The 20,960-nt window shown below is 38.2% G+C and carries 20 protein-coding genes and 2 pseudogenes; 11 read left to right on the top strand and 11 right to left on the bottom strand.

Annotation, left to right across the window (positions count from 1 at the left end; all coding sequences use genetic code 11):
- Window positions 1–153: 153 nt before the first annotated feature.
- The 6 genes and pseudogenes from BR30_RS37720 to BR30_RS0107865 all read left to right on the top strand — a co-directional run.
- Window positions 154–323 (top strand): annotated as a pseudogene (locus tag BR30_RS37720) (DUF6262 family protein); the annotation flags it as partial.
- Between the two features lie 226 nt (window positions 324–549).
- Window positions 550–1,140 (top strand): molybdopterin-dependent oxidoreductase, encoded by a 591-nt coding sequence (locus tag BR30_RS0107890; RefSeq protein WP_026564549.1) that lies wholly within the window; start codon window positions 550–552, stop codon window positions 1,138–1,140.
- Between the two features lie 459 nt (window positions 1,141–1,599).
- Window positions 1,600–1,875, top strand: coding sequence for a hypothetical protein (locus BR30_RS0107880; protein WP_026564548.1), 276 nt, complete (start codon window positions 1,600–1,602; stop codon window positions 1,873–1,875).
- A 322-nt stretch (window positions 1,876–2,197) separates the two neighbouring features.
- A pseudogene (locus tag BR30_RS36545) lies at window positions 2,198–2,344 on the top strand (IS3-like element IS655 family transposase); the annotation flags it as partial.
- Window positions 2,345–2,745: 401 nt separating this feature from the next.
- A complete protein-coding gene (locus tag BR30_RS0107870) occupies window positions 2,746–3,216 on the top strand; it encodes a hypothetical protein (RefSeq protein ID WP_026564547.1) in 471 nt (156 codons plus the stop codon).
- 164 nt (window positions 3,217–3,380) lie between these two features.
- Window positions 3,381–4,340: a DUF3231 family protein gene (locus BR30_RS0107865; RefSeq protein ID WP_026564546.1), complete on the top strand. Its 960-nt coding sequence runs from the start codon at window positions 3,381–3,383 to the stop codon at window positions 4,338–4,340.
- Between the two features lie 765 nt (window positions 4,341–5,105).
- On the opposite strand, the gene BR30_RS0107850 is transcribed toward BR30_RS0107865, so the two are convergent.
- Window positions 5,106–5,585: a CBO0543 family protein gene (locus tag BR30_RS0107850; protein ID WP_026564545.1), complete on the bottom strand. Its 480-nt coding sequence runs from the start codon at window positions 5,583–5,585 to the stop codon at window positions 5,106–5,108.
- Window positions 5,586–5,787: 202 nt separating this feature from the next.
- Here BR30_RS0107850 and BR30_RS37715 point away from each other — a divergent pair, with 202 nt between their 5' ends.
- The 5 genes from BR30_RS37715 to BR30_RS0107825 all read left to right on the top strand — a co-directional run bounded on the left by BR30_RS37715 (window position 5,788) and on the right by BR30_RS0107825 (window position 8,603).
- A complete protein-coding gene (locus BR30_RS37715; protein ID WP_155928476.1) occupies window positions 5,788–5,937 on the top strand; it encodes a hypothetical protein in 150 nt (49 codons plus the stop codon).
- A 187-nt stretch (window positions 5,938–6,124) separates the two neighbouring features.
- Window positions 6,125–7,018 (top strand): hypothetical protein, encoded by an 894-nt coding sequence (locus tag BR30_RS0107840; RefSeq protein ID WP_026564543.1) that lies wholly within the window; start codon window positions 6,125–6,127, stop codon window positions 7,016–7,018.
- Window positions 7,019–7,067: 49 nt separating this feature from the next.
- Complete coding sequence (locus BR30_RS0107835) at window positions 7,068–7,538, top strand: hypothetical protein (protein WP_026564542.1); 471 nt, start codon at window positions 7,068–7,070, stop codon at window positions 7,536–7,538.
- A 139-nt stretch (window positions 7,539–7,677) separates the two neighbouring features.
- Entirely contained in the window at window positions 7,678–7,992 is a 315-nt protein-coding gene (locus BR30_RS0107830) for a DUF3892 domain-containing protein (RefSeq protein ID WP_026564541.1), read from the top strand.
- 35 nt (window positions 7,993–8,027) lie between these two features.
- Window positions 8,028–8,603 (top strand): GNAT family N-acetyltransferase, encoded by a 576-nt coding sequence (locus BR30_RS0107825; RefSeq protein WP_026564540.1) that lies wholly within the window; start codon window positions 8,028–8,030, stop codon window positions 8,601–8,603.
- A 48-nt stretch (window positions 8,604–8,651) separates the two neighbouring features.
- On the opposite strand, the gene leuD is transcribed toward BR30_RS0107825, so the two are convergent.
- The 10 genes from leuD to BR30_RS0107775 form a co-directional block, all read right to left on the bottom strand.
- The gene (gene leuD, locus BR30_RS0107820; protein ID WP_026564539.1) at window positions 8,652–9,236 is read right to left on the bottom strand and encodes a 3-isopropylmalate dehydratase small subunit; all 585 of its coding nucleotides are present in this window, start codon (window positions 9,234–9,236) and stop codon (window positions 8,652–8,654) included.
- Window positions 9,237–9,239: 3 nt separating this feature from the next.
- Window positions 9,240–10,661 (bottom strand): 3-isopropylmalate dehydratase large subunit, encoded by a 1,422-nt coding sequence (gene leuC / locus BR30_RS0107815; protein WP_026564538.1) that lies wholly within the window; start codon window positions 10,659–10,661, stop codon window positions 9,240–9,242.
- Window positions 10,662–10,750: 89 nt separating this feature from the next.
- Window positions 10,751–11,857, bottom strand: coding sequence for a 3-isopropylmalate dehydrogenase (leuB, locus tag BR30_RS0107810; protein ID WP_026564537.1), 1,107 nt, complete (start codon window positions 11,855–11,857; stop codon window positions 10,751–10,753).
- A gap of 35 nt (window positions 11,858–11,892) precedes the next feature.
- Entirely contained in the window at window positions 11,893–13,434 is a 1,542-nt protein-coding gene (locus tag BR30_RS0107805) for a 2-isopropylmalate synthase (protein WP_026564536.1), read from the bottom strand.
- Window positions 13,421–14,455, bottom strand: a complete 1,035-nt coding sequence (ilvC, locus tag BR30_RS0107800; RefSeq protein ID WP_026564535.1) for a ketol-acid reductoisomerase — start codon at window positions 14,453–14,455, stop codon at window positions 13,421–13,423. Before ilvC ends, BR30_RS0107805 begins: the two co-directional genes overlap by 14 nt.
- Before the next feature lie 26 nt (window positions 14,456–14,481).
- Window positions 14,482–15,003: an acetolactate synthase small subunit gene (ilvN, locus tag BR30_RS0107795; RefSeq protein WP_026564534.1), complete on the bottom strand. Its 522-nt coding sequence runs from the start codon at window positions 15,001–15,003 to the stop codon at window positions 14,482–14,484.
- Window positions 15,000–16,727: a biosynthetic-type acetolactate synthase large subunit gene (ilvB, locus tag BR30_RS0107790; protein WP_026564533.1), complete on the bottom strand. Its 1,728-nt coding sequence runs from the start codon at window positions 16,725–16,727 to the stop codon at window positions 15,000–15,002. Before ilvB ends, ilvN begins: the two co-directional genes overlap by 4 nt.
- Window positions 16,728–17,226: 499 nt before the next feature.
- A complete protein-coding gene (ilvD, locus tag BR30_RS0107785; RefSeq protein ID WP_026564532.1) occupies window positions 17,227–18,897 on the bottom strand; it encodes a dihydroxy-acid dehydratase in 1,671 nt (556 codons plus the stop codon).
- An 11-nt stretch (window positions 18,898–18,908) separates the two neighbouring features.
- On the bottom strand, window positions 18,909–19,817 hold the full coding sequence (gene ilvE, locus BR30_RS0107780; protein WP_026564531.1) for a branched-chain-amino-acid transaminase: 909 nt from the start codon (window positions 19,815–19,817) through the stop codon (window positions 18,909–18,911).
- 410 nt (window positions 19,818–20,227) lie between these two features.
- On the bottom strand, window positions 20,228–20,959 hold the full coding sequence (locus BR30_RS0107775; protein WP_026564530.1) for an exonuclease domain-containing protein: 732 nt from the start codon (window positions 20,957–20,959) through the stop codon (window positions 20,228–20,230).
- Between the last annotated feature and the right edge of the window lies 1 nt (window position 20,960).

Genomic DNA, 20,960 nt, shown 5'->3' with positions numbered 1-20,960 from the left:
AAAACAAGTGCTGAAATTGATAATATTTTTTTAAAAGATGATCTCCCCCTTTAAATTATAATTACGAACATATTACCCAAAAATTTCATCTACACCCTAATTTTAAACATCCATTTTCATTTTCTTGCATATAAAAATCATCACCTGGAAGGACAGGCACAAGCACTAACAGTTAAACAACTTAAGCAAATAATATGGATGATAGTAACAAGGATGCTTTAATCGAATTCCTAAAAAGGAAGATAAAGAAACTCCAAAATGAAAATAAGGGGCTACGGGAACAGTTGAAATTTGCTTATGCAGATGTCTATAAAAAGTTGTAAATACGATAAAGTAACATATTGTCGTTCCTATTATGGTAAGAATAGACTTTCTTGAACTAACTGGCAGGATAGTGGAATAAGAAATTTATTGGAATATACTGGTTCCAAATTTTAGGTAAATCTCAAATAACGAATTTGACTACAGCATGCTTTCATTATTTTGAAGCATAATATACAAAACACTGTGATTTAATTAATGTTTAAGATGAAAAAGGGATGGTGTAAGATGAAAAAGCAGCTTCCACCTGGCCAAATTGAAACAGAAAAATGGCCAATACTACACACAGGGGATGTTCCCGAGTTTAATGAAATCACATGGAATTTCAGACTTTTTGGTGAGGTGAAGGAAGAAAAGTCCTTATCCTATAAGGAAATCATGGAGCTTCCAAAGACCATATCAAGCGTTAACATGCATTGTGTTACCACCTGGTCTAAATTTGATACAACTTTTGAAGGAATTGCACTTAGAGAGTTATTGAAATTTGTTGAAATTAATGAAGGTGTAAAATACATTAAAATTTACGGTTACTACAATGGGGATAGATTTGGTTATTCTGCAAACCTGCCTCTAGAGCCTTTATTAGGGGACGATTCTTTGTTTGTATACCGTTGGAAGGATAAAAATCATGATTGGCATGATATTGATCAAAAACATGGTTATCCACTAAGGTTTATTCCACCAGAAGTATTTTATCTATGGAAAGGCACAAAGTGGGTTTCGGGGATTGAGTTTATGAAAGTAGACGAGGCTGGTTTTTGGGAAGAGCGTGGCTATTCGATGACAGCAAATCCATTTAAGGAAGAGCGGTACCGTTAACACAGGCTACAAAACAAAGGTGAGAAGTACTTAAACTTTTGATACTTTGCTTTCAATAAAAAAGCAAGGCCATTTTTTTTGTAACTGTGCAGGTTAATGGAAAAAGAATGGATTCCAGCCATTCCGAATGGAAGAACGCAAAAACGAAAACAGAAAGAAAAACCATAGTATTTTTTTCCTTGAGGATTTCTTTACATTGTTAGTAAAGGCTAATATTTAATTCAAAGTCAACAGCGGACAGAAGTTGAAAGAAAACAACTCATTTGTTCACAAACGGGTGCAATAATGTAAAATGAGCGATACTTAGAGGATCGCTTTTTTTTATTCGCTACGGTACAGTTTAGCATTCCTGTAGATCGTTATTTTTCGACTTGAATAAATTAAATGGGAAAAAGATACACAAGTTATTCGGTTAAGTAGGGAAGATTTGGCAAATCATAAGTAGAAGGAGGATTTAAAATGAAATTTACTATTCGTATTTTCTTCAGGGAAAACTTTAATAATTCAATATTTGAAAGAGAGCTAAAAAAATCCTTAGAGGAAATTAGTGTATCTGTTACAAGTATTAATTTTAATCAATTTGAAGAAAAGTACATACATAATAAAAGGAATATTATTGAGATAAATGTTGAAGTTAAAGGGGACTATATCGATTACAGAACCGTTTTTGGTTGTGTATTTTTAGTATTAGATGAACTTTCTTTAAATTTATCTCGATTAGATATAAATGAATAATAGGCTTCCCTAATAAAAAATTTGTTTTATTTTTGAATATGCTCTTCATAGCATGATTGAAAGTCTTCGCCCAAAACGAGGATTTCCTTTTTATGGCCACTAATTTCATTATCTTCTATATATGAAATAATAAACTCTTTCATAATTTCCTCCTTAAAAGATTTCGTCAGTAACTTTTTCTATTTGAATATTGTTAGGGCGGAGAAAATTTATGGTTTCGTGCTCTTCATCAAATTGCTGAACAATACCTACCATGGTTGGATATTAAGTTTGTTTAGGGAATTTTAACCCTCGAAAAATCAATTTCCCCAGAATTAAAACAACAGATCGAGGAAGTGAGTTCAAAAACAAGATTATTGATGAGGCTCTAGAAACTTTCAAAATCTAGCGATCGTTGAGCCTGAAAGGCTGCCCATATGACAATGCGGTGGCAGAGGCAACATTTAAGATAATTAAAACTGAGTTTGTATGAGGAAAACACTTTACTAGTTTAGAAGAATTAACAAAAGAACTTAGGGACTATGTATGTTCATTGGTTTAACTGATGGGGGCAAGAACTTCATCTATAATGAGGAAATACAGTTGATAGAAGGAATTATTAACATAAATCACTTTCCATGTTGATAGAAGCACGTCTTTTTATTGGATATCTCTGTTTATTAATATTTAGAAATGAAATGCCATCACTGTAATTTTCATCACATTTTTTATGTTGAGCAGGACATTCTAAGGTTACGTTGGTGTAATGTTAAATTTTATTTCCACAATAAAAAACTAATTAAGTTTTTAATGAATAAAGATTAGTGCGATTGCCTTTTTTACAATGGGCATAATCACACTATACGAAACTTGGTAAGGAGCTTGAATTAGGTGGCTAACTCAAAAGAAGTATTACTATGGAGTATTGCTCTTCCTGGCTTTGGTCAATTTTTAAATGGCAAACTAATAAAAGGTATTGTTTTTGTATTTTTAGAATTCCTTATAAATGTAAATGCAAATTTTAATGTTGTTATAATTTCTAGTTTTCATGGAGAAATCGAAAAAGCCATTGCTCAAACTGATTACTTATGGCTAATGTTTTACCCTTGTTTATACTTTTTTGCTATGTGGGATGCTTATAAAGATGCTGGTGGAGGAAATAGAAAATATTCTTATTTACCATTCGTTTTTTGTGCTTTCTTTGTAACAGTGGGGTGTATATATTCATCAACTTTCAAGATATCCGGATTTTTATTTGGCCCAATATGGTTACCAATTTTGTGCGTGATACCAGGAATTTGGATAGGGCTTTTACTAATGAAAATCATTAAAAAAGCTATTGAGAAACCTGAGAGCCAGTGAAATTAGTATTTTTTTTTGAAACTCTAATTAAATTATATAAATTACAATAATTAATAAAGTTTGAGATTGAGACTAAATGTATTAATTAGAAATATACCCTGAATAATTACCAATATTTTTGTCATTCTAAATAAGAGAAAATAAATAATGAAGGAGCCTTTTGTATGAACGTAAATGAGTTCGGCTTTCTTTGGTATCTACAATCAAGTTCGAATATGGTTAATATTTTTTTAAAAAATCTTATTGACACTGCTGAAGATAAAGATTTGAGAAGTGTTCTAGATGAAATCAATTCATTATCTACATTTCAAGAAAAAGAGGCTACAAAGATATTAAATAACAGCGGTTATAATGAAACGCCATTTTTCAGTGAAGTTGATTTATATAACTCCTCAGTAAAGCTTTTTACCGATCAATTAATCATTGAAATTCTTAAGCATATTACCGGAAATGGGATGCGGGTCCTCGCTTCTCAATATTCAGAACTAGCGGATATGAATGTAAAGAAATTCTTTAGTGAAGTCCTTACTAAGATTATTCAAATTGATGAATCTCTTTTAGGTTTATTAAAAGAAAAGAACTTGTTACAAAACAGTCCATTTTTATACATGAAAGCACATGAAAGAGAGAGTAAACTGTTTAAGGTTGTATCTACACAATTGAGACCACTTAATGCGGTAGAATTGGGACATATGTACAGTGCACTTCAATGCAATAATGTTGGTGTTGCTCTATGCGCTGCTTTTGCTGATGTTGTAAAAGATGAAGAGTCAAAGCAATTATTTATTGATGGCAAGAAAATAGCATTTCATCAAGCTGCTACTTTATCGGATATTTTCAGGGAAAACGGAATTAGTACTACAACTGGACTAGAGAGCTTCGTTCATAGGGTCCCTGAATCTCCATTTTCAGATAAGTTAATGACGAACCTAATTATGTTTTTAAATCCTATTGGAATAATAAATTTACAAAACGCTGCTGTATCTAGTTATAAGAAGAATCATGTCAAAATACTAAGTGAATTAATGGAACAGGTCCAAAGTTTTTCAGAAAAAGGGTTTAAATTATTGGTTAAAAAAGGTTGGTTAAATGAACCACCAGTATCTAGTAAATCAATTAAATAATTATAAACTGAATCCAATAGTGTAAATAATAAAAAAGGAAGAATTTTATGGAAAAATTAACCGATTCTATAGAGAAAAATTATAAATTTTTCCAAGATAAACTTACACATTGTGAGGATATAGATTTTAAATTCTAAACCTTCGAAATATTAAAGGGAAGCAAATTATTTTTATGTATTGTGAAAATATTGTTGACGAAACATTATTATACGAATCCTTGCTTGAAAAAGTTGTCAAAAAATATCTTCACGGAACCGATGATGTCGATATCACAGTATTAAAAAATGTGATTCCCTTAGCATCAGTTTTTTTCAGATAAAATTGAGGATATATTGTCGTACTTATTATACGGTATTTGTATCAACTTATTTCCTAACAAGAATAAAGCAGGAATAATCTGTTACTCTAAAAAGACTTTTAGGCAAGTGGGAGAACCACAATCTGAAGTGGTTTAAGGGGGCCTAGAGAGGGATTCGTTGTAAAGAATTCTGATTATTCAAATGGAATAAATGGACACCTTTCCACACTTCCGGATCGTGTACTTTCACAATGTTTACAATTAGAGTTTTTGTCGGACTTTTAAAGAAATTAGATAAATTAAAGGGTAACCTAAATAATTAGGGCTGCCAACTCTGACAGCTTTTCTTAGTAAAGTAACGTGGAGTGGAACAAGAGAGTTAAAAATCCAGTCCTATCTTTTATAGCACGTGACTGATATCGTGCATTTAACTTAATAAAAGGGGCAGTCTAACTGCTCCTTTTTATTCATGAAAATTTAGTTTTAAAAAACCAATTGTGAAAAGCTTGTGTTAAGTAATCAGTTATCCAAATTGTTATAAAACTCCAATACCAAGTCCATTTTTTATATTTAATTAATTTTGTATATTTCACTGCAATTATTTCAAAGATGACTATTACAGAAGTACTAATAAAGCAATGCAGGGTTTTTAAAAGGTTAGATTTATTTTTTGGATAGTACAAACTAAATAAAGCGCACAGTCCAGGATATATAAAGTATTCAAATGAAAAATTAGCTTTATTTGCTTTTTTGAAAAATAAGCGATATGGATAGGAAATTAAGTTTTTTTCTACCACTAGTAATCCAAAAATCCATGTTAGTGCTTGTTTAAATAAAAATACAACTAGTGATTCACGAATTTTATTTTTTGGTGTAAATTTTATTAATAATAATGACACAATTATCCAGGATGAAATTTCGATAGTTTTCTCTGCTTTGTATTTCATTAATTAACCTCCTTTAATAAATAGTTTTTACTTTTAGAATTAATTAATTCAATTTTTGTTTAAGGTAAAATTATAATACGAAGATAATATGAAATAAAAGGCATGGTACAAAAATGCGGATGATCTTGCTGCCTTTCTCAGCATCGCCAATCCAAATTGGGATAAGAATACTTTGAGGCAGTTGCTCCATGCACACTTAAAAATGGTTACTGATAGTGTAGTTGCAAGGCTTAAGAAAGATTGGAAAGGAGATATTCGTGCTTTTGATGAAGGGGAAATTCACCTAATAAAAATTGCGGACGTCTTATCGGATGGAATTATCAAACAGTTTCCTCAGAAGTTTAAATTCTGAACAGTTGAGTAATGAGCATATTAACAGATACAAAGCATTTTCTAAAGGGCCAAGGTATTTGGTCCTTTTTTGTATGGTTAAATTCTGAATCTTTTGTGAACAAAATGGATGTAGATAGGGATATAGAACGGAATGGTTTAGGATAGGAGTAGGATCACCTTTAATATTAGAAGGGAGGAAAACAACCGTGAAAAATCAAAAGTCCATAAGTGTACTTGTCTTCATTATTACCATTTTCTCAATCGCAGCCACAATTTACGCACTCTTCTCTAATCAAGGAACTAGTCTGTATGAGTATAAATCCATCTTTGGAGAAACCATCTCGATTTATGGGAAGGGCTTATATCAACATGACTCCGTATCTATGGCAGTACAGGCAATCGCCCAGGATTATGTGACATTATTTATGGGCGTTCCGTTATTATTGTTTTCTCTTTATTTGTCTGGAAAAGGACTATTAAAAGGGCATTTGCTCCTGACTGGCACGTTTGGCTATTTTTTATATGCCTACGCCTCCTATTCATTTCTATCTATGTATAACTCCTTGCTCCTTGTCTACGTACTCCTTATGTCTGCCAGTTTTTTTGCTTTTACGCTGGCCATGATGTCATTTGTGGTTTCGAAATTACCGTTATTTTTCACAGAAAAACTCCCGGTCAAATTAGTTGGAAGCTTCTTATTATTTGCTTCGTTTGTATTTGGAATGATGTGGCTGGGGAAGATTGTCTACCCTCTAATGAACCATACTCCCCCAGAAGGAATCGAACATTATACCACTCTTGTTATTCAAGCGTTGGACTTGGGATTTGTGGTTCCAATTGGAACAATTGCTGGAATCCTCCTTATGAGACGAAGGTCGTTTGGATACCTGCTCGGACCCGTTATCATTATCAAAGAAATTACCTTGCTAACCGCACTCTCTGCAATGATCCTTCTTCAAATTCAAGCTGGGGTTGAAATAAGCCCTGCAGTTGTTGTACTTGTACTAATATTAAACCTCAGTGTCGTCTATCTCCTTGTATTAATCTTAAAAAATATAAAAGAGGTGTCAGGCACCACATCACATGTAAGTCTTAATTGACTAGCTTACTCATATAATTGAGAAAATGTAGTTGAGGGGGATGGATGGGATGGGGAGGAAAGGGTATATTCTCGTATTTTTTTTACTACTCTTAGTTTTGTTCTCTTCATTCCAACCGAGGGAAGTTACTCCTTACAATCAGTATTATAGATGGTACACAGAAGAATTTGCCATACCCATTGATCAGGCATTAAAAGATTCAAATGATACCTCTACCATTAAACAATATCGTCAAACAAGAAAGGCATTCTTCCAAGCATATGAAATCGCAATTGACTATCCATTACCAGATAAGAATTTAGATAAAACCCATCAACATTTATTAAGTTATTTGGAATGGCGTATAAAATATGTGGAAGGTTTTATTTATTATCTGCAGACTAAAAGCAGAGATACCAAGGCATTAGTTAATAATTATAATGATGAAGGCAATATCCATTATTCCTTATTTATTAGTGGTTTTGATGAGTATGCAAAAGACCAGGGGCAAAACTTCATAACGCCTAGATTATTATATTGAAGGCCCTTCCTACTTAGGTTTGGAAGGGTCATTTTTTAACTTTTGTTAAGGACGAATTTCAAGAAATTTTGAAACTTTCCTAAGCAAGGATAATTTATTTAAAAAGAAAAATACTAACAAATGTTCGGAGGTGGATGAAATGGAACAAAAAGATTTTGAAAAAATTTATGAGGAGTACAAGCAGGCCAGTCAGCAGCAAGCCCAACTGGAAGCGGGTCAGAGTAATCCTGATGGCAAAGAAGAGTTCGTGTCGGTTAGGAAAAACGATGATGGAGATATTATCGCTTTTAAAACAAGTATGGGGCGTGAGTTAGATTATATTACGGCCTTAAATGAAGCAAAAGCTGGAATGATTGCTCATGTGGATGTATTCCATAAATATGGTCGAGACATTATCCGCAGTGAACCAGACGGTATCAAAGAAAATAATCTTGATCAATTACCTGAGTTTTAATGAAAAAACTAAGTATCACATAAAGGAGTATTTCCATGCATTGGTATGAAAAGTTGAATCAGTATTTTCCTGTTGAAGAAATGAAATCAAGGGCTCACATGGAAACCTTACTGAAAGAACGTTCAAACATCTATCATAAAGATGAGGGGCCAAATCATGTTTTGATGTATGTGGAATTAGACAATTTTGTGTTTATTGATTATCTATTTGTTTCAAAAAATGCACGTGGCCAGGGACTTGGCCATAAACTTTTGGAAAAGTTAAAACGAAAAGGAAAGCCTATTATCCTTGAAGTAGAACCAGTCAACTATGAAGATAGCGATTCCGAAAAACGGCTTCATTTTTATAAACGTGAAAGATTTGAGCACGCCGCTTCTATCGGTTATGAGAGAAAATCATTAGCGACAAACGAGGTTAATAAGATGGAAATCCTCTACTGGACTCCTAATGAAGAATCAGAAGAAATGATTTTTGAATCCATGAAAAAAACATATGATATGATTCACACCTATAAAGATCATCATTTTTATGGTGAATCATATGAGCCGGTTGAAGAAGTCTTGACCTTTAACGAAGAATCCGAGAATAGAAATATTTTAAACGAGCTGTGACAACCAATAAAAAATGAGCTTGGGTTTCCAAGCTCATTTTTTTAATGGTTATTTACGCGCCAACTCATATTGCTCAATTTTATCCGCATAGGTTAAAGTAACACCAATCTCATCCCAGCCATTTAGCAGCATGACTTTAGGGTATGGAGCAATGTCGAAAGTAACCTTGAAACCTTCATTATCATAAACCACCTGATTTTCAAGGTCGACAGTTAATTGATATTCTTCAGATTCTGCCTTTTTAATAATGTACTGAACTTGTTCATTACTAGCCTGAATTGGAAGAATCCCATTTTTCACGCAATTGTTTTTAAAAATGTCTGCAAAACTTGGGGCGATGACGATTTTAAAGCCAAAATCTTGAACCGCCCACGGAGCATGCTCACGTGAAGATCCGCAGCCAAAGTTTTCACCGGCAACTATAATCGAAGCATTTTTATATTTCGGATCATTTAATGAGAAATCCGGTCGAAGATTTCCTTCATCATCAAAACGCCAATGATAAAAAAGGAATTGGCCGAAACCACTGCGTTCAATCCGCTTTAAAAACTGCTTCGGGATAATTTGGTCTGTGTCAATGTTCGACCGGTTTAATGGATAAACAAGGCCTTGATGAATTTTTAATGGTTCCATATTCTATCTTACCTCCTGTGCAGCAGCAAATTGTCGGACATCTACGAAGTGACCTGCAATAGCGGCAGCGGCTGCCATTTCAGGGCTGACAAGATGGGTTCTTGCCCCGTTCCCTTGGCGGCCTTCAAAATTTCGGTTGGAAGTGGAGGCACAGCGTTCCCCTGGAGGAACAATGTCATCGTTCATGGCCAGACACATACTGCAGCCGGCTTCACGCCACTCAAAACCAGCCTCTGTAAAGACCTTATCCAAACCTTCTTTTTCGGCAGCAAGTTTAACACTAAACGAACCAGGAACAACGATAGCAGTTACAGAAGGGCTAACCTTCTTGCCCCGGATTACCTCAGCTGCACTTCGTAAGTCGCTTAAGCGCGAATTCGTACAAGAACCGATGAAAACATGGTCAATTTTCACATTTGAGATGGGCTGACCAGCTTCAAGGCCCATGTATTCAAGCGCACGCTGGATCTCGTCCTTTTCACTAGGTTTCTCGGTTTCGTCTGGATTTGGAACATTTGCCGTAATTGGAATACACATTCCTGGATTTGTTCCCCAGGTTACTTGTGGTTCAACTTCGGCTGCTTCAATCTCAACGACTAAGTCATAGGCTGCCCCTTCATCAGAAGCTAGAGCCTTCCACTCAGCAACGGCTTGTTCAAAAGCTTCTCCTTGAGGTACATGACGTCTGCCGCGTAAGTATTCAAAAGTCGTTTCATCTGGAGTGATGAGACCAGCTCTTGCACCAGCTTCAATCGACATGTTACAAACTGTCATTCGTTCTTCCATAGAGAGCGAACGGATGGCTTCACCTGTGTATTCCATCACATAACCTGTTCCAAATTGGACACCGAATTTACCGATGATGGCAAGAATTAAGTCTTTAGCTGTAACACCAGTACCTAATTTTCCATTGACCTTGACATTTAAGGTTTTAGGCGGTGCCTGCCAAAGGGTTTGGGTTGCAAGAACATGCTCAACCTCGCTTGTACCAATCCCAAAAGCGAGCGCACCAAATGCTCCGTGTGTAGAGGTGTGACTATCGCCGCACACAATGGTTTTACCAGGCTGAGTAAGTCCAAGTTCAGGTCCAATTACATGGACAATCCCGTTATCAGGGTGATGAATATCAGCAAGTGGAACCCCGAAATCCTGACAATTTTGTTGTAAGGTATCAATTTGTTTCTTTGAAACAGGGTCATTGATTACAAGACGTTGACGGGTTGGAACATTATGGTCCATCGTCGCAAAGGTAAGGTCAGGGCGGCGGACTTTACGACCATTCATTCGTAAACCCTCAAATGCCTGAGGAGAGGTTACTTCGTGAACGAGGTGTAGATCGATATATAATAAATCTGGCTTTCCGTTTTCTTGATGTACCACATGCTTTTCCCAAATCTTTTGGATAATATTTTTTGGTGTTTGCATAGCGTCCTTCCTCACGTAAATGAATTTTAATACTTTGGATAAATTTAGGGGTAAACCGCCGAACAAGACGGTTTACCCTCCAAAATTATTTAAAAATAACAGCTGGCGATGCACTTTGAGGCATTTTGTGATTTGATATAATCTGCAATCCGTTTCGTCATTTCTGCTGTTCCAACAAGACGTCCATCTGGAATTTGAAGGTCGCCTGTGTGGAAGCCGGCATCTAAAACCGATTGAACTGCATCCTCAATCACTTTTGCCTCGTCATTTAATTGAAAAGAGTATCTTAGCATCATAGCTGCCGATAAAATCATCGCAACGGGATTGGCTACACCTTTACCAGCGATGTCAGGGGCAGAGCCGTGAACAGGTTCATATAGGCCTACTCCATTTTCATTTAAGCTAGCAGAAGGGAGCATCCCAAGTGATCCCGTAATAACAGAGGCCTCATCGCTTAAGATGTCGCCGAATAGATTCTCGGTAACGATGACATCAAATTGGCTAGGGTTCGTGATTAGTTTCATAGCGGCAGCATCAACTAATACATGTTCCACAGCTACATCTGGATATTGAGCTTTTTTCTCTTCAACTATTTCGCGCCATAGTTTGCTAGATTCCAGTACATTTGCTTTATCCACCGAAGTAAGATGACCCTGCCTTTGCTGGGCTGCTTGAAATCCCTTATCAACAATTCTTTCAATCTCTTGTCGGGAATAGACAAGCGTATCTACAACAGAACTTCCGTTATCACGACGTTCACTTGGTGTTCCGAAATAAAGGCCGCCAGTTAATTCACGTACGATAAGGAGGTCGCTTCCAGAGACTACTTCTTCCTTTAGAGGTGAGGCATGAAGCAGGTTTTTAAAACCTTTAATCGGCCTTAAGTTTGCATATAAATCAAGTGCCTTACGGATTCCTAGCAAGCCTCGTTCAGGACGTAAATGTGAGGGATTGTTATCCCATTTTGGTCCACCAACAGCACCAAGCAATACCGCATCGGCTTGCTTACAAGCATCAACGGTTGTTTCCGGAAGGGGAGTGCCGTAAAGGTCTATGGCTGCTCCTCCGATTTCATGGGTTTCAAAGCTAAAAGTATGATTGTATTCTTCAGCAATTGCATTTAACACATCTTTTGCTGAGTTAATAACTTCCTTGCCAATGCCATCACCGGGAAGTAAGACAATACGTTTTTTCATTAGAAGCAACCTCCTCATTTATTGTTTGTGGTTTATTAGACTACCGTTTCTTTTACAGCCGTATTTTGGTTGAAAAACACACGATTAACAGCGTTTAAGAATGATTTTGCAGAAGCTTCCAGTACGTCCTGTGCGGAACCGCGTCCAGTTACAGGGGTACCGTTCACGGTCATTTTGACATGGACCTCAGCAAGTGCATCACGTCCTTGACCAATCGAACTTAATCTAAAATCAGTAAGATGGATTTCTTCTTTAATTAGTGCTTCCAAAGTGTTCATTAAAGCTTCAACACTTCCAGAACCTGTACGGGCCGTCTCAACTCGAATACCTTCTGGAGTGGTTAATGCCACCGTCGCTGTCGGCAAGTTAGCTGAGCCGTAATGGACTTGGAAGGCAACAAGTTCATATTTTTTGATATCAACAGCTGTAGTTTGAATATCGGTTAAAATAGCAAAAAGATCTTCATCCGTTACTTCTTTCTTACGATCTGTTAACTGTTTAAAAGCAGTAAAAGCTTCAATCAAATTTTCATCCGAAAGTTCAAAGCCCATCTGCTCAATTTTATCTTTGAAGGCATGGCGGCCGGAATGTTTGCCTAGAACTAGATCATTAGATTTGACCCCCACTAATTCAGGGGTAATAATCTCATAGGTTAATGTATTTTTTAAGACGCCATCCTGATGGATTCCTGATTCATGGGCGAAAGCATTCTTTCCAACCACGGCTTTATTAGGTGGAACCATCATACCTGTAAAGCGGCTGACTAGATCACTCGTGCGTTTAATTTCTTTTAAAACTAAATTCGTAGTATAAGGATACTTATCTTTTCGAATGTTTAAGGCAACAGCGATTTCCTCTAAAGAAGCATTCCCAGCACGTTCTCCAATTCCATTGATTGTACCTTCGACTTGGGTTACACCGTTTTCAATCGCAGCTAACGAATTCGCAACCGCCATTCCTAAATCATCATGACAATGGCAAGATAATGCGGCCTTATGAATATTCGGAACGTTTTCCCGGATATAGCGGAACATACGTCCATATTCTTCCGGTGTGGTATAACCGACTGTATCAGGAAGATTAATGACTGTCGCACCGGCATCAATGACCTTCGTAATAATTTGAACAAGGAAATCCAGGTCAGAGCGGGATGCATCTTCCGCTGACCATTCGATATGCGGGAAGTTCCTTTTCGCATAAGACACCATGTCTACCGCAATTTGTGTAACTTCCTCAGGTGTTTTCATCAATTTATATTGCATATGGATAGGGGAGGTGGCAAGGAATACATGCAACCTTGGTTCTGCTGCATCTTTTAACGCATCCCACGCAATGTCAATGTCCGATTTCGTCGCTCTTGCCAGGCCTGTGACTGATACATTTTTAATATTCCGGGCGATTGCTCTTACTGCTTCAAAATCGCCTTGGGAGGAAGCCGGGAAGCCGGCCTCCATAATGTCAACCCCAAACCGTTCAAGTTGTCGTGCGATTTCCAATTTTTCCAACTGGTTTAAATTAACACCAGGGGACTGTTCGCCATCGCGTAATGTCGTATCGAAGATGTTAACGTGAACCATTTACCACCACTTCCTTCTTTGCATTTACTGGTTTGTTTTTAATAAACGGCATTAATGCACGAAGCTCACGGCCTACTTGTTCAATTTGGTGATTATTTTCAGCACGATTAATCGCGTTGAATTGCGGGCGGTTTGTTTGATTCTCTAAGATCCAGCCCTGTGCGAATTTACCAGTTTGAATATCTTTTAATACTTCTTTCATGCGTGCTTTTGTATCTTCGTTAACTACGCGTGGTCCGGAAACGAAATCTCCCCATTGAGCAGTGTCAGAGATAGAATAACGCATGTTTTCTAAGCCACCTTCATATAAAAGGTCAACGATTAATTTCAATTCATGTAAACACTCGAAATAAGCAACTTCAGGCTGATAACCTGCTTCTACTAGTGTTTCGAAGCCTGCTTTGATTAGGGCAGTAGTACCGCCGCAAAGAACTGCTTGTTCTCCGAATAAATCTGTTTCTGTTTCTTCTTGGAAAGTAGTTTCTAATACTCCGGCACGAGCAGAACCGATTCCTTTTGCATAAGCAAGAGCAACATCGCGTGCTTGACCAGTGTAGTCTTGGTAAACCGCATATAGGGCAGGAACTCCAGCACCTTCTGTAAACGTACGACGAACTAAATGTCCTGGACCTTTTGGAGCTACTAAGAATACGTCAACATCAGCAGGAGGAACGATTTGGCTAAAATGAACATTAAAACCATGTGCAAATACTAATGCATTACCTGCTTGAAGGTTAGATTTAATGCTTTCTTCATATACTTTTGGCTGCATTTCATCTGGAAGAAGAACCATAACTACCTCAGCAGCTGCAGTTGCTTCAGCAACAGAGGTAACTTCTAAACCATCTTCAACTGCTCTATCCCAAGATTTTCCTTGTCTTAATCCAACCACTACATCAAAGCCGCTTTCTTTTAAATTAAGGGCATGGGCATGACCTTGAGATCCATATCCGATTACTGCGATTTTCTTTCCTTGTAAAACCTCTTCTTGAATATCTCCGTTATAAAGTACCTTTACCATTATGAATCATCCTCTCAGATATATTGTTATTTTAATAGTGAATATGTTGCTGGATCGTTTACTTGCGGCTGGTGCCCGCGCTGGAGGGCAGTCAAACCGGTTCTTGCAATTTCCTTAATGCCATAAGGCCTGAGCATTTCAATCAATGCATCGATTTTATCAGGACGTCCTGTAATTTGAACGGCGAGACTGTCTTTACTTACATCAATAATTAGGGCACGGAACGGATCAATAATCCCGTGGATTTCACTACGCAAATGGCTGCTTGAAGCTACTTTAATTAGGGCCAATTCGCGGGCGACAATTGCTTTATCCGTAATATCGGAAACTTTTAAAACATCAATTTGCTTGTTTAATTGTTTCGTCACCTGTTCAAGTCGCTGTTCGTCTTCAACCTCGACCACTAGAGTCATTTTTGAAATTCCTTCGGTTTCAGATGGACCAACTGAAATACTTTCAATATTGAACTGGCGTCTTTGTAAGAGGCCGGTGACACGGTTTAGGACTCCGCTTCGGTCTTGAACTGTTGCTGTGATGATCCGTTTCATGGTTTCACCCCTATCATTTCATGAATTCCTTTACCAGGGGCAATCATTGGGAATACTTTTTCTTGCTGAAGTACACGGCAATCAACTAATACTGGACCATTATGAGCAAATACCTCTGGCAACACGGTAATCAGTTCTTCCTGATTGTTAACTTGATAACCCTTAATTGAATAACTGTCGGCAAGTTTGACAAAATCAGGTTGAGTATGAAGAATCGATTCCGAAATACGGTTTCCGTGTAAAAGTTCCTGCCATTGGCGAACCATTCCTAATGCGCCGTTGTTGACAATAATGATTTTTACAGGAAGGTTTCGTTCATAAATAATCGATAATTCCTGAAGTGTCATTTGAAAACCGCCATCCCCAACAATCGCAACGACTGTACTATCTGGCTCGGCAATCTGTGCGCCAATTGCGGCAGGGAACCCAAAGCCCATTGTTCCAAGTCCACCTGAAGTAATCCAGCGGTGAGGCTGTTTAAAGGTGTAATACTGCGCTGCCCACATTTGGTGTTGACCAACATCCGTTGCCACGATAGCGTCACCGTTCGTAACTTTATGGACTGCTTCAATTACCCATTGAGGACACATTCCGTTTGGATCATGTTTATACCATAGCGGATATTCCTGTTTGTCTTGGCTCAGTTTTTGCAGCCATTCACCAGCATTTGGTGATTCAATTTCTTGATTAAGCAGTTCGCTAAGTGCCTCTTTCGTATCAGAAACGATTGGAAGTTGTGTTGGTACATTTTTTCCAATTTCGGCTGGATCGATATCAATATGGGCCACCTTCGCAAACGGGGCAAAGTGTTTAAGATTGCCTGTTAGTCTGTCATCGAAGCGGGCTCCAAAGTTGATAAGTAAATCACATTCGTAAATGGCCATGTTCGCTGCATAGGTTCCGTGCATTCCACCCATTCCTAGCGAAAGGGAATGATCTGCCGGAAAAGTACCAAGTCCAAGTAAAGTAGTAACCACCGGGATCTGATGTTTTTCTGCAAAAGCAGTCAGCTCGGCTGATGCTTTTCCATGGAGAACACCTGCGCCTGAAAGAATTACCGGCTTGAAAGCCTTTGAAATCGAATCAGCAAGTTTTTTTATTTGAAATGGATTTGGCTTTGTAGTTGGCTGGTATCCAGGTAAATTAATGCTTGCTTCTTCAGGTTCCTCCGTTAAAAATCCTGCGGAAATATCTTTAGGGACATCGACTAAAACTGGCCCTGGCCGTCCGGTAGAAGCGATATGAAAAGCTTCCTTGACGATGCGTGGTAAGTCCTCAATGGATTGAACTTGAAAGTTATGTTTGGTAATGGGTGTTGTAATCGCCATAACATCAGCCTCTTGGAAGGCGTCTGTTCCGATGACGCTTCTTGCAACCTGCCCTGTGAATATAACAAGTGGCAGCGAATCCATCATCGCATCAGTTATTCCTGTCACTAGGTTGGTAGCCCCAGGTCCTGATGTGGCAAGAACGACTCCAGGTTTACCTGTAACTCGGGCATAGCCTTCAGCTGCATGGATCATTCCTTGTTCATGCCGGAAGAGAACATGCTTGATTGTACCCTGGGCGCGGTAAATGGCATCATAGATAGGAAGAACGGCACCCCCGGGATATCCAAACAGCGTTTCCACACCTTCTTTTTTTAGTAAGTCGATGAGAAGGTCTGCACCGGTTCTCGGCTCTGTAGTTGTTTGGACCTCAAGCTTTTTTGCTTCTACTTTCACTTTGTAATCCCTCCTTGCGGATGATTGAATTTTATTAAATTTCCTTTAAGCTACGGTATTAATAGAAATATAGTAAAAAAGGCCCTATTCTCCCAGAATAAACTGCAGTCAAGAACATCAAAAGCAGAATAATCGGGGAGAAAAGGCCTTCCATTTTCTCGGTACCACCCGTTTTTACAGCATCCTTACGAATACTGCCTTATGAAGCGTCGTCTAAGATATGAAGAACGCTTCTTTTTGTAACAGGTGTTCAAATATGGACACCCGATTAAGCCTACTTAGTTATGATTGTTCGGCTTAACACTCAGGGATGATGTCAGAATAAGTTGTATTACTGGGCTTCCAGCAACCCCAGCTCTCTGAAAATACGAATTCTTATTCCTTTATTCCCGTCATCGATTTATTGATATTTATTTGTCAAATGATCTTCATTTAACGCTTTAGCACCTTAACTTCCTAAGGAAGGGGAGGGGTACTAATTCATTCCCATGGATATTTTCTATATTTTCATTATCCCACCGGTATTGGCAGATGTAACTAGTGCTGCATATCTTGCAAGATAACCAGTTTTGATTTTAGGCTCTGGTTTCACCCATGCCTTCTGTCGTTCTGCTAAAACTTCATCATCAACTAGAAGTTCTATGGAGCGTGCTTCAAGGTCGATTAAAATTTTGTCACCATTTTCCACAAGAGCGATTGGTCCGCCTTCTGCTGCTTCTGGTGAAATATGACCGATGGAAATTCCGCGGCTTGCTCCAGAAAAGCGTCCATCCGTAATCAAGGCAACTTCCTTACCTAATCCACGTCCCATAATTGCGGAAGTTGGAGCAAGCATTTCAGGCATTCCTGGTCCGCCTTTTGGACCTTCATAGCGGATAACAACCACGTGCCCAGCTTGAACCGTCCCATTATTAATATTTTCTTGTGCCTCATCCTGGGATTCAAAAACGATTGCTTCACCCAAGAATGTTTTAATTGAAGGATCAACAGCACCTACCTTGATTACACTGCCATCTGGAGCGATGTTTCCATATAGGATGGATAGTCCACCAACAGGGCTATATGGATTGTCTTTGGTCCGGATGACCGTTTCATTTGTGATTGTTGCTTCCTTCACATTTTCTGAAAGTGTTTTTCCAGTAATGGTTAAACAGTTATCATGTAAGGCGCCTTCAACTTTATAAAGTTCATTTATAATGGCACTTACGCCGCCTGCATGATGAATGTCTTCCATTGAATAATCGGATGCTGGCATAATTTTTGCCAAATAAGGAACTCTTTCAGCAATTTTGTTAATCTCACGGAGGTCGTAGTCAATCCCAGCTTCATGGGCAATTGCCAATGTATGAAGTACGGTATTTGTTGAACCACCCATGGCCATATCTAGGGCAAAAGCATTATCAATTGCCTCTCTAGTAATAATGTCACGCGGTTTGATATCTTTTTTCACTAGTTCTATTAAATGCCTTGCGGCTTGACGAATTAATTCATGTCTTTCTTCAGAAGTTGCCACAATTGTTCCATTTCCAGGAACAGTCATTCCTAATACTTCCATTAGACAGTTCATCGAATTAGCTGTAAACATCCCGGAACATGAGCCGCAAGTAGGGCAGGCATTTGTTTCAATGTCTAGCAACTGCTGTTGACTGATGGTTCCGTTATGGTAAGCCCCAACACCTTCAAAAACAGAAGTGAGGGAAAGGTTCTTTCCAGTCGATGGTGAAACGCCTGCTTCCATCGGCCCGCCTGAGACAAAGACAGAAGGGACATTCGTTCTTGCTGCTGCCATTAACATACCTGGTGTAATTTTGTCACAGTTGGGAATGTAGAAAACACCATCGAACCAATGTGCATTAATTACGGTTTCAGCACTATCGGCGATCAATTCGCGGCTAGGGAGGGAATAGCGCATCCCAATATGTCCCATCGCAATCCCATCATCAACACCGATTGTATTAAACTCAAAAGGAATACCGCCTGCTTCACGAATAGCCTCTTTTACAATCTCACCGAAATGATTAAGGTGTTTGTGTCCTGGGATAATTTCAATGAACGAGTTACAAACGCCGATAAACGGTTTTTCAAGATCACTCGTTTTGACCCCGGTTGCATATAAAAGGCTGCGGTGGGGTGCACGATCAATACCCTTTTTAATCATATCGCTACGCATGTTTTTAGCTCCTAACTAACGATTGCATGGTTTGCACCTTCTGGGTAACAAGCCACACCGTCTGTTGTTACAATTTTCCTGAATTCTTCTAATAAATCTTTCGTAACTTCACCTGGTTTACCATCATTTATCTTACGTTTATCAACTTCAATAACAGCAATAACCTCTACAGCTGTCCCAGTTAAGAACACTTCATCAGCTACATATACATCATGTCTTGTGAACGGAGATTCTCTAACCTCATAACCCTTGGCCTTTGCGACATCAAGGATGGCGTTCCGGGTAATACCCTCTAACGCCCCCAAATATACAGGCGGGGTATAGATAGCACCATTTTTCACAATAAAGATATTATCAGCGGAGCCTTCGGTAACATAACCTTGGTCATTCAGCATTAATGCTTCCTCTACCCCAGCTTGATTAGCCTCTAATTTGACAAGAATATTATTTAAGTAGTTCAACGATTTAACCTGTGGGCTTAGAACATCTGGGCGATTTCTTCGACTCGCAACAGATGCAATTTTAATCCCGCGTTCGTAGAACTCTTTAGGATACATTCTTAATTCTTCAGCAATGATAATGACACTTGGCCTGGAGCAGGATGAAGGGTCTAAGCCGAGATTCCCTTTACCACGAGAAACAACGACACGAATATAGGCGCTCTCTAGCTGATTTTTTCTGATTGTATCGACGATTAATTGCGTCATTTCCTCTTGTGTGTAAGGAATATTCAGCATAATGGATTGTGCTGATTCAAATAGTCTCTTTAGGTGTGCATCGAGTCGGAAGACGTTACCGCTATAAACACGTATGCCTTCAAATACTCCATCACCATATAAAAAACCATGATCGAAAACTGAAACTACAGCATCCTCTTTCTTGACGAATTCACCGTCAAGGAAAATCCATTGACTCCCCAACTTAACCACTCCTCTTTTGTGATAGACCGCTTTAAATGACTAAAAAATTTTTAAAAAAGAATTACCATACCCTTCTCCAAATGATGGGGAGCGATGGCACTTAATGAATTGAATGATTATTTTCGATAATCATACAACCAATCGAAAACATGGTCAATATAAAAATCTGACAATTCAAATAAATCAAAATTATTGTTAGCGTTTACATTATTGTAGTGATAAGGAAAACAGCGAAAAAAAGTTTTTTAAAATTTTTTTATTTTTAGGTTATTTTGTCTGTGCTAGGGATTGTAACGGGGCAGATAATTAGAGGTAAGTAAGTTAGAGGTGTTGCAAAGTCGAGATGATTTCGCGCTTTAAAATTTTAGAGATTTACAAAAAAACACTAGTTTGAAATAGTGTTTTCGGTCTTAAAGCTTTGCAAGATGTTCATACACTTCCTGTAAATTACTATACCCCTTTATTTGAGCTTGTTGTAAATAGCTCCCCCAAATTTGTGCGGTCATCATGGCATCGCCAAGTGCATGGTGACGATCTTGTATGGCAATCCCACATTGATGACAAACATCTTCAAGGGGTAATGATTTCATGGAGGTGTCGGAAAGTCGAATTAAGAAGGATGTATCGATGATTCGATGTTCAAATCGTGTCTTTAAGAGGTCCCATGTCATTTTCTGCATAAAGGACTTTTCGTGATTGGAGTGGTGCGCGACAAGAATTTGACTTTGTGAATAGTTGAAAAATTGGAGTAAGACATCTCTTGCAGTGGGAGCATCACGTAATTGCCCCTCCTGAATGTTCGTTAAAGTTGAAATTTCAGCTGATAAAGGAAGGTCTGATTTTATGAGCGAATAAAAAGTATCATGATTCCTTATATGAGGACCGACCATTTTCACTGCTCCGATTGAAAGGACATAATCACCCTTTTCTGGATAGAACCCCGTCGTTTCTAAATCGAATACGACCACTTCTAATTCATTAAGGGGGGTGGACAAGTTATTTTTTTCTTTCATTTCTTTTTGAAGTTGTCGGACGAAGGAAAGCTGTTGTGGATTGGCTTGTCCTTGAATGCCTGCATAGATATTGGAACTAACCCTGCCGGAAATTTGTCTAAGGTATTGTGCTAAATCATTTATTTTCATT

It is taken from the genome of Bacillus sp. UNC41MFS5, from assembly GCF_000686805.1.
The sequence above is the reverse complement of the archived record's forward strand: the minus strand, read 5'-3'. Positions and strand labels throughout refer to the sequence as shown.

What these genes read in the sequence shown, in the direction of transcription:
- BR30_RS0107890 (WP_026564549.1), top strand. Translation starts at nt 550, where the DNA reads ATGAAAAAGCAGCTTCCACCTGGCCAAATTGAAACAGAAAAATGGCCA.
- BR30_RS0107880 (WP_026564548.1), top strand. Translation starts at nt 1,600, where the DNA reads ATGAAATTTACTATTCGTATTTTCTTCAGGGAAAACTTTAATAATTCA.
- BR30_RS0107865 (WP_026564546.1), top strand. Translation starts at nt 3,381, where the DNA reads ATGAACGTAAATGAGTTCGGCTTTCTTTGGTATCTACAATCAAGTTCG.
- BR30_RS0107850 (WP_026564545.1), bottom strand. Translation starts at nt 5,585, where the DNA reads ATGAAATACAAAGCAGAGAAAACTATCGAAATTTCATCCTGGATAATT.
- BR30_RS37715 (WP_155928476.1), top strand. Translation starts at nt 5,788, where the DNA reads ATGGTTACTGATAGTGTAGTTGCAAGGCTTAAGAAAGATTGGAAAGGA.
- BR30_RS0107835 (WP_026564542.1), top strand. Translation starts at nt 7,068, where the DNA reads ATGGGGAGGAAAGGGTATATTCTCGTATTTTTTTTACTACTCTTAGTT.
- BR30_RS0107830 (WP_026564541.1), top strand. Translation starts at nt 7,678, where the DNA reads ATGGAACAAAAAGATTTTGAAAAAATTTATGAGGAGTACAAGCAGGCC.
- BR30_RS0107825 (WP_026564540.1), top strand. Translation starts at nt 8,028, where the DNA reads ATGCATTGGTATGAAAAGTTGAATCAGTATTTTCCTGTTGAAGAAATG.
- leuD (WP_026564539.1), bottom strand. Translation starts at nt 9,236, where the DNA reads ATGGAACCATTAAAAATTCATCAAGGCCTTGTTTATCCATTAAACCGG.
- leuC (WP_026564538.1), bottom strand. Translation starts at nt 10,661, where the DNA reads ATGCAAACACCAAAAAATATTATCCAAAAGATTTGGGAAAAGCATGTG.
- leuB (WP_026564537.1), bottom strand. Translation starts at nt 11,857, where the DNA reads ATGAAAAAACGTATTGTCTTACTTCCCGGTGATGGCATTGGCAAGGAA.
- BR30_RS0107805 (WP_026564536.1), bottom strand. Translation starts at nt 13,434, where the DNA reads ATGGTTCACGTTAACATCTTCGATACGACATTACGCGATGGCGAACAG.
- ilvC (WP_026564535.1), bottom strand. Translation starts at nt 14,455, where the DNA reads ATGGTAAAGGTACTTTATAACGGAGATATTCAAGAAGAGGTTTTACAA.
- ilvN (WP_026564534.1), bottom strand. Translation starts at nt 15,003, where the DNA reads ATGAAACGGATCATCACAGCAACAGTTCAAGACCGAAGCGGAGTCCTA.
- ilvD (WP_026564532.1), bottom strand. Translation starts at nt 18,897, where the DNA reads ATGCGTAGCGATATGATTAAAAAGGGTATTGATCGTGCACCCCACCGC.
- BR30_RS0107775 (WP_026564530.1), bottom strand. Translation starts at nt 20,959, where the DNA reads ATGAAAATAAATGATTTAGCACAATACCTTAGACAAATTTCCGGCAGG.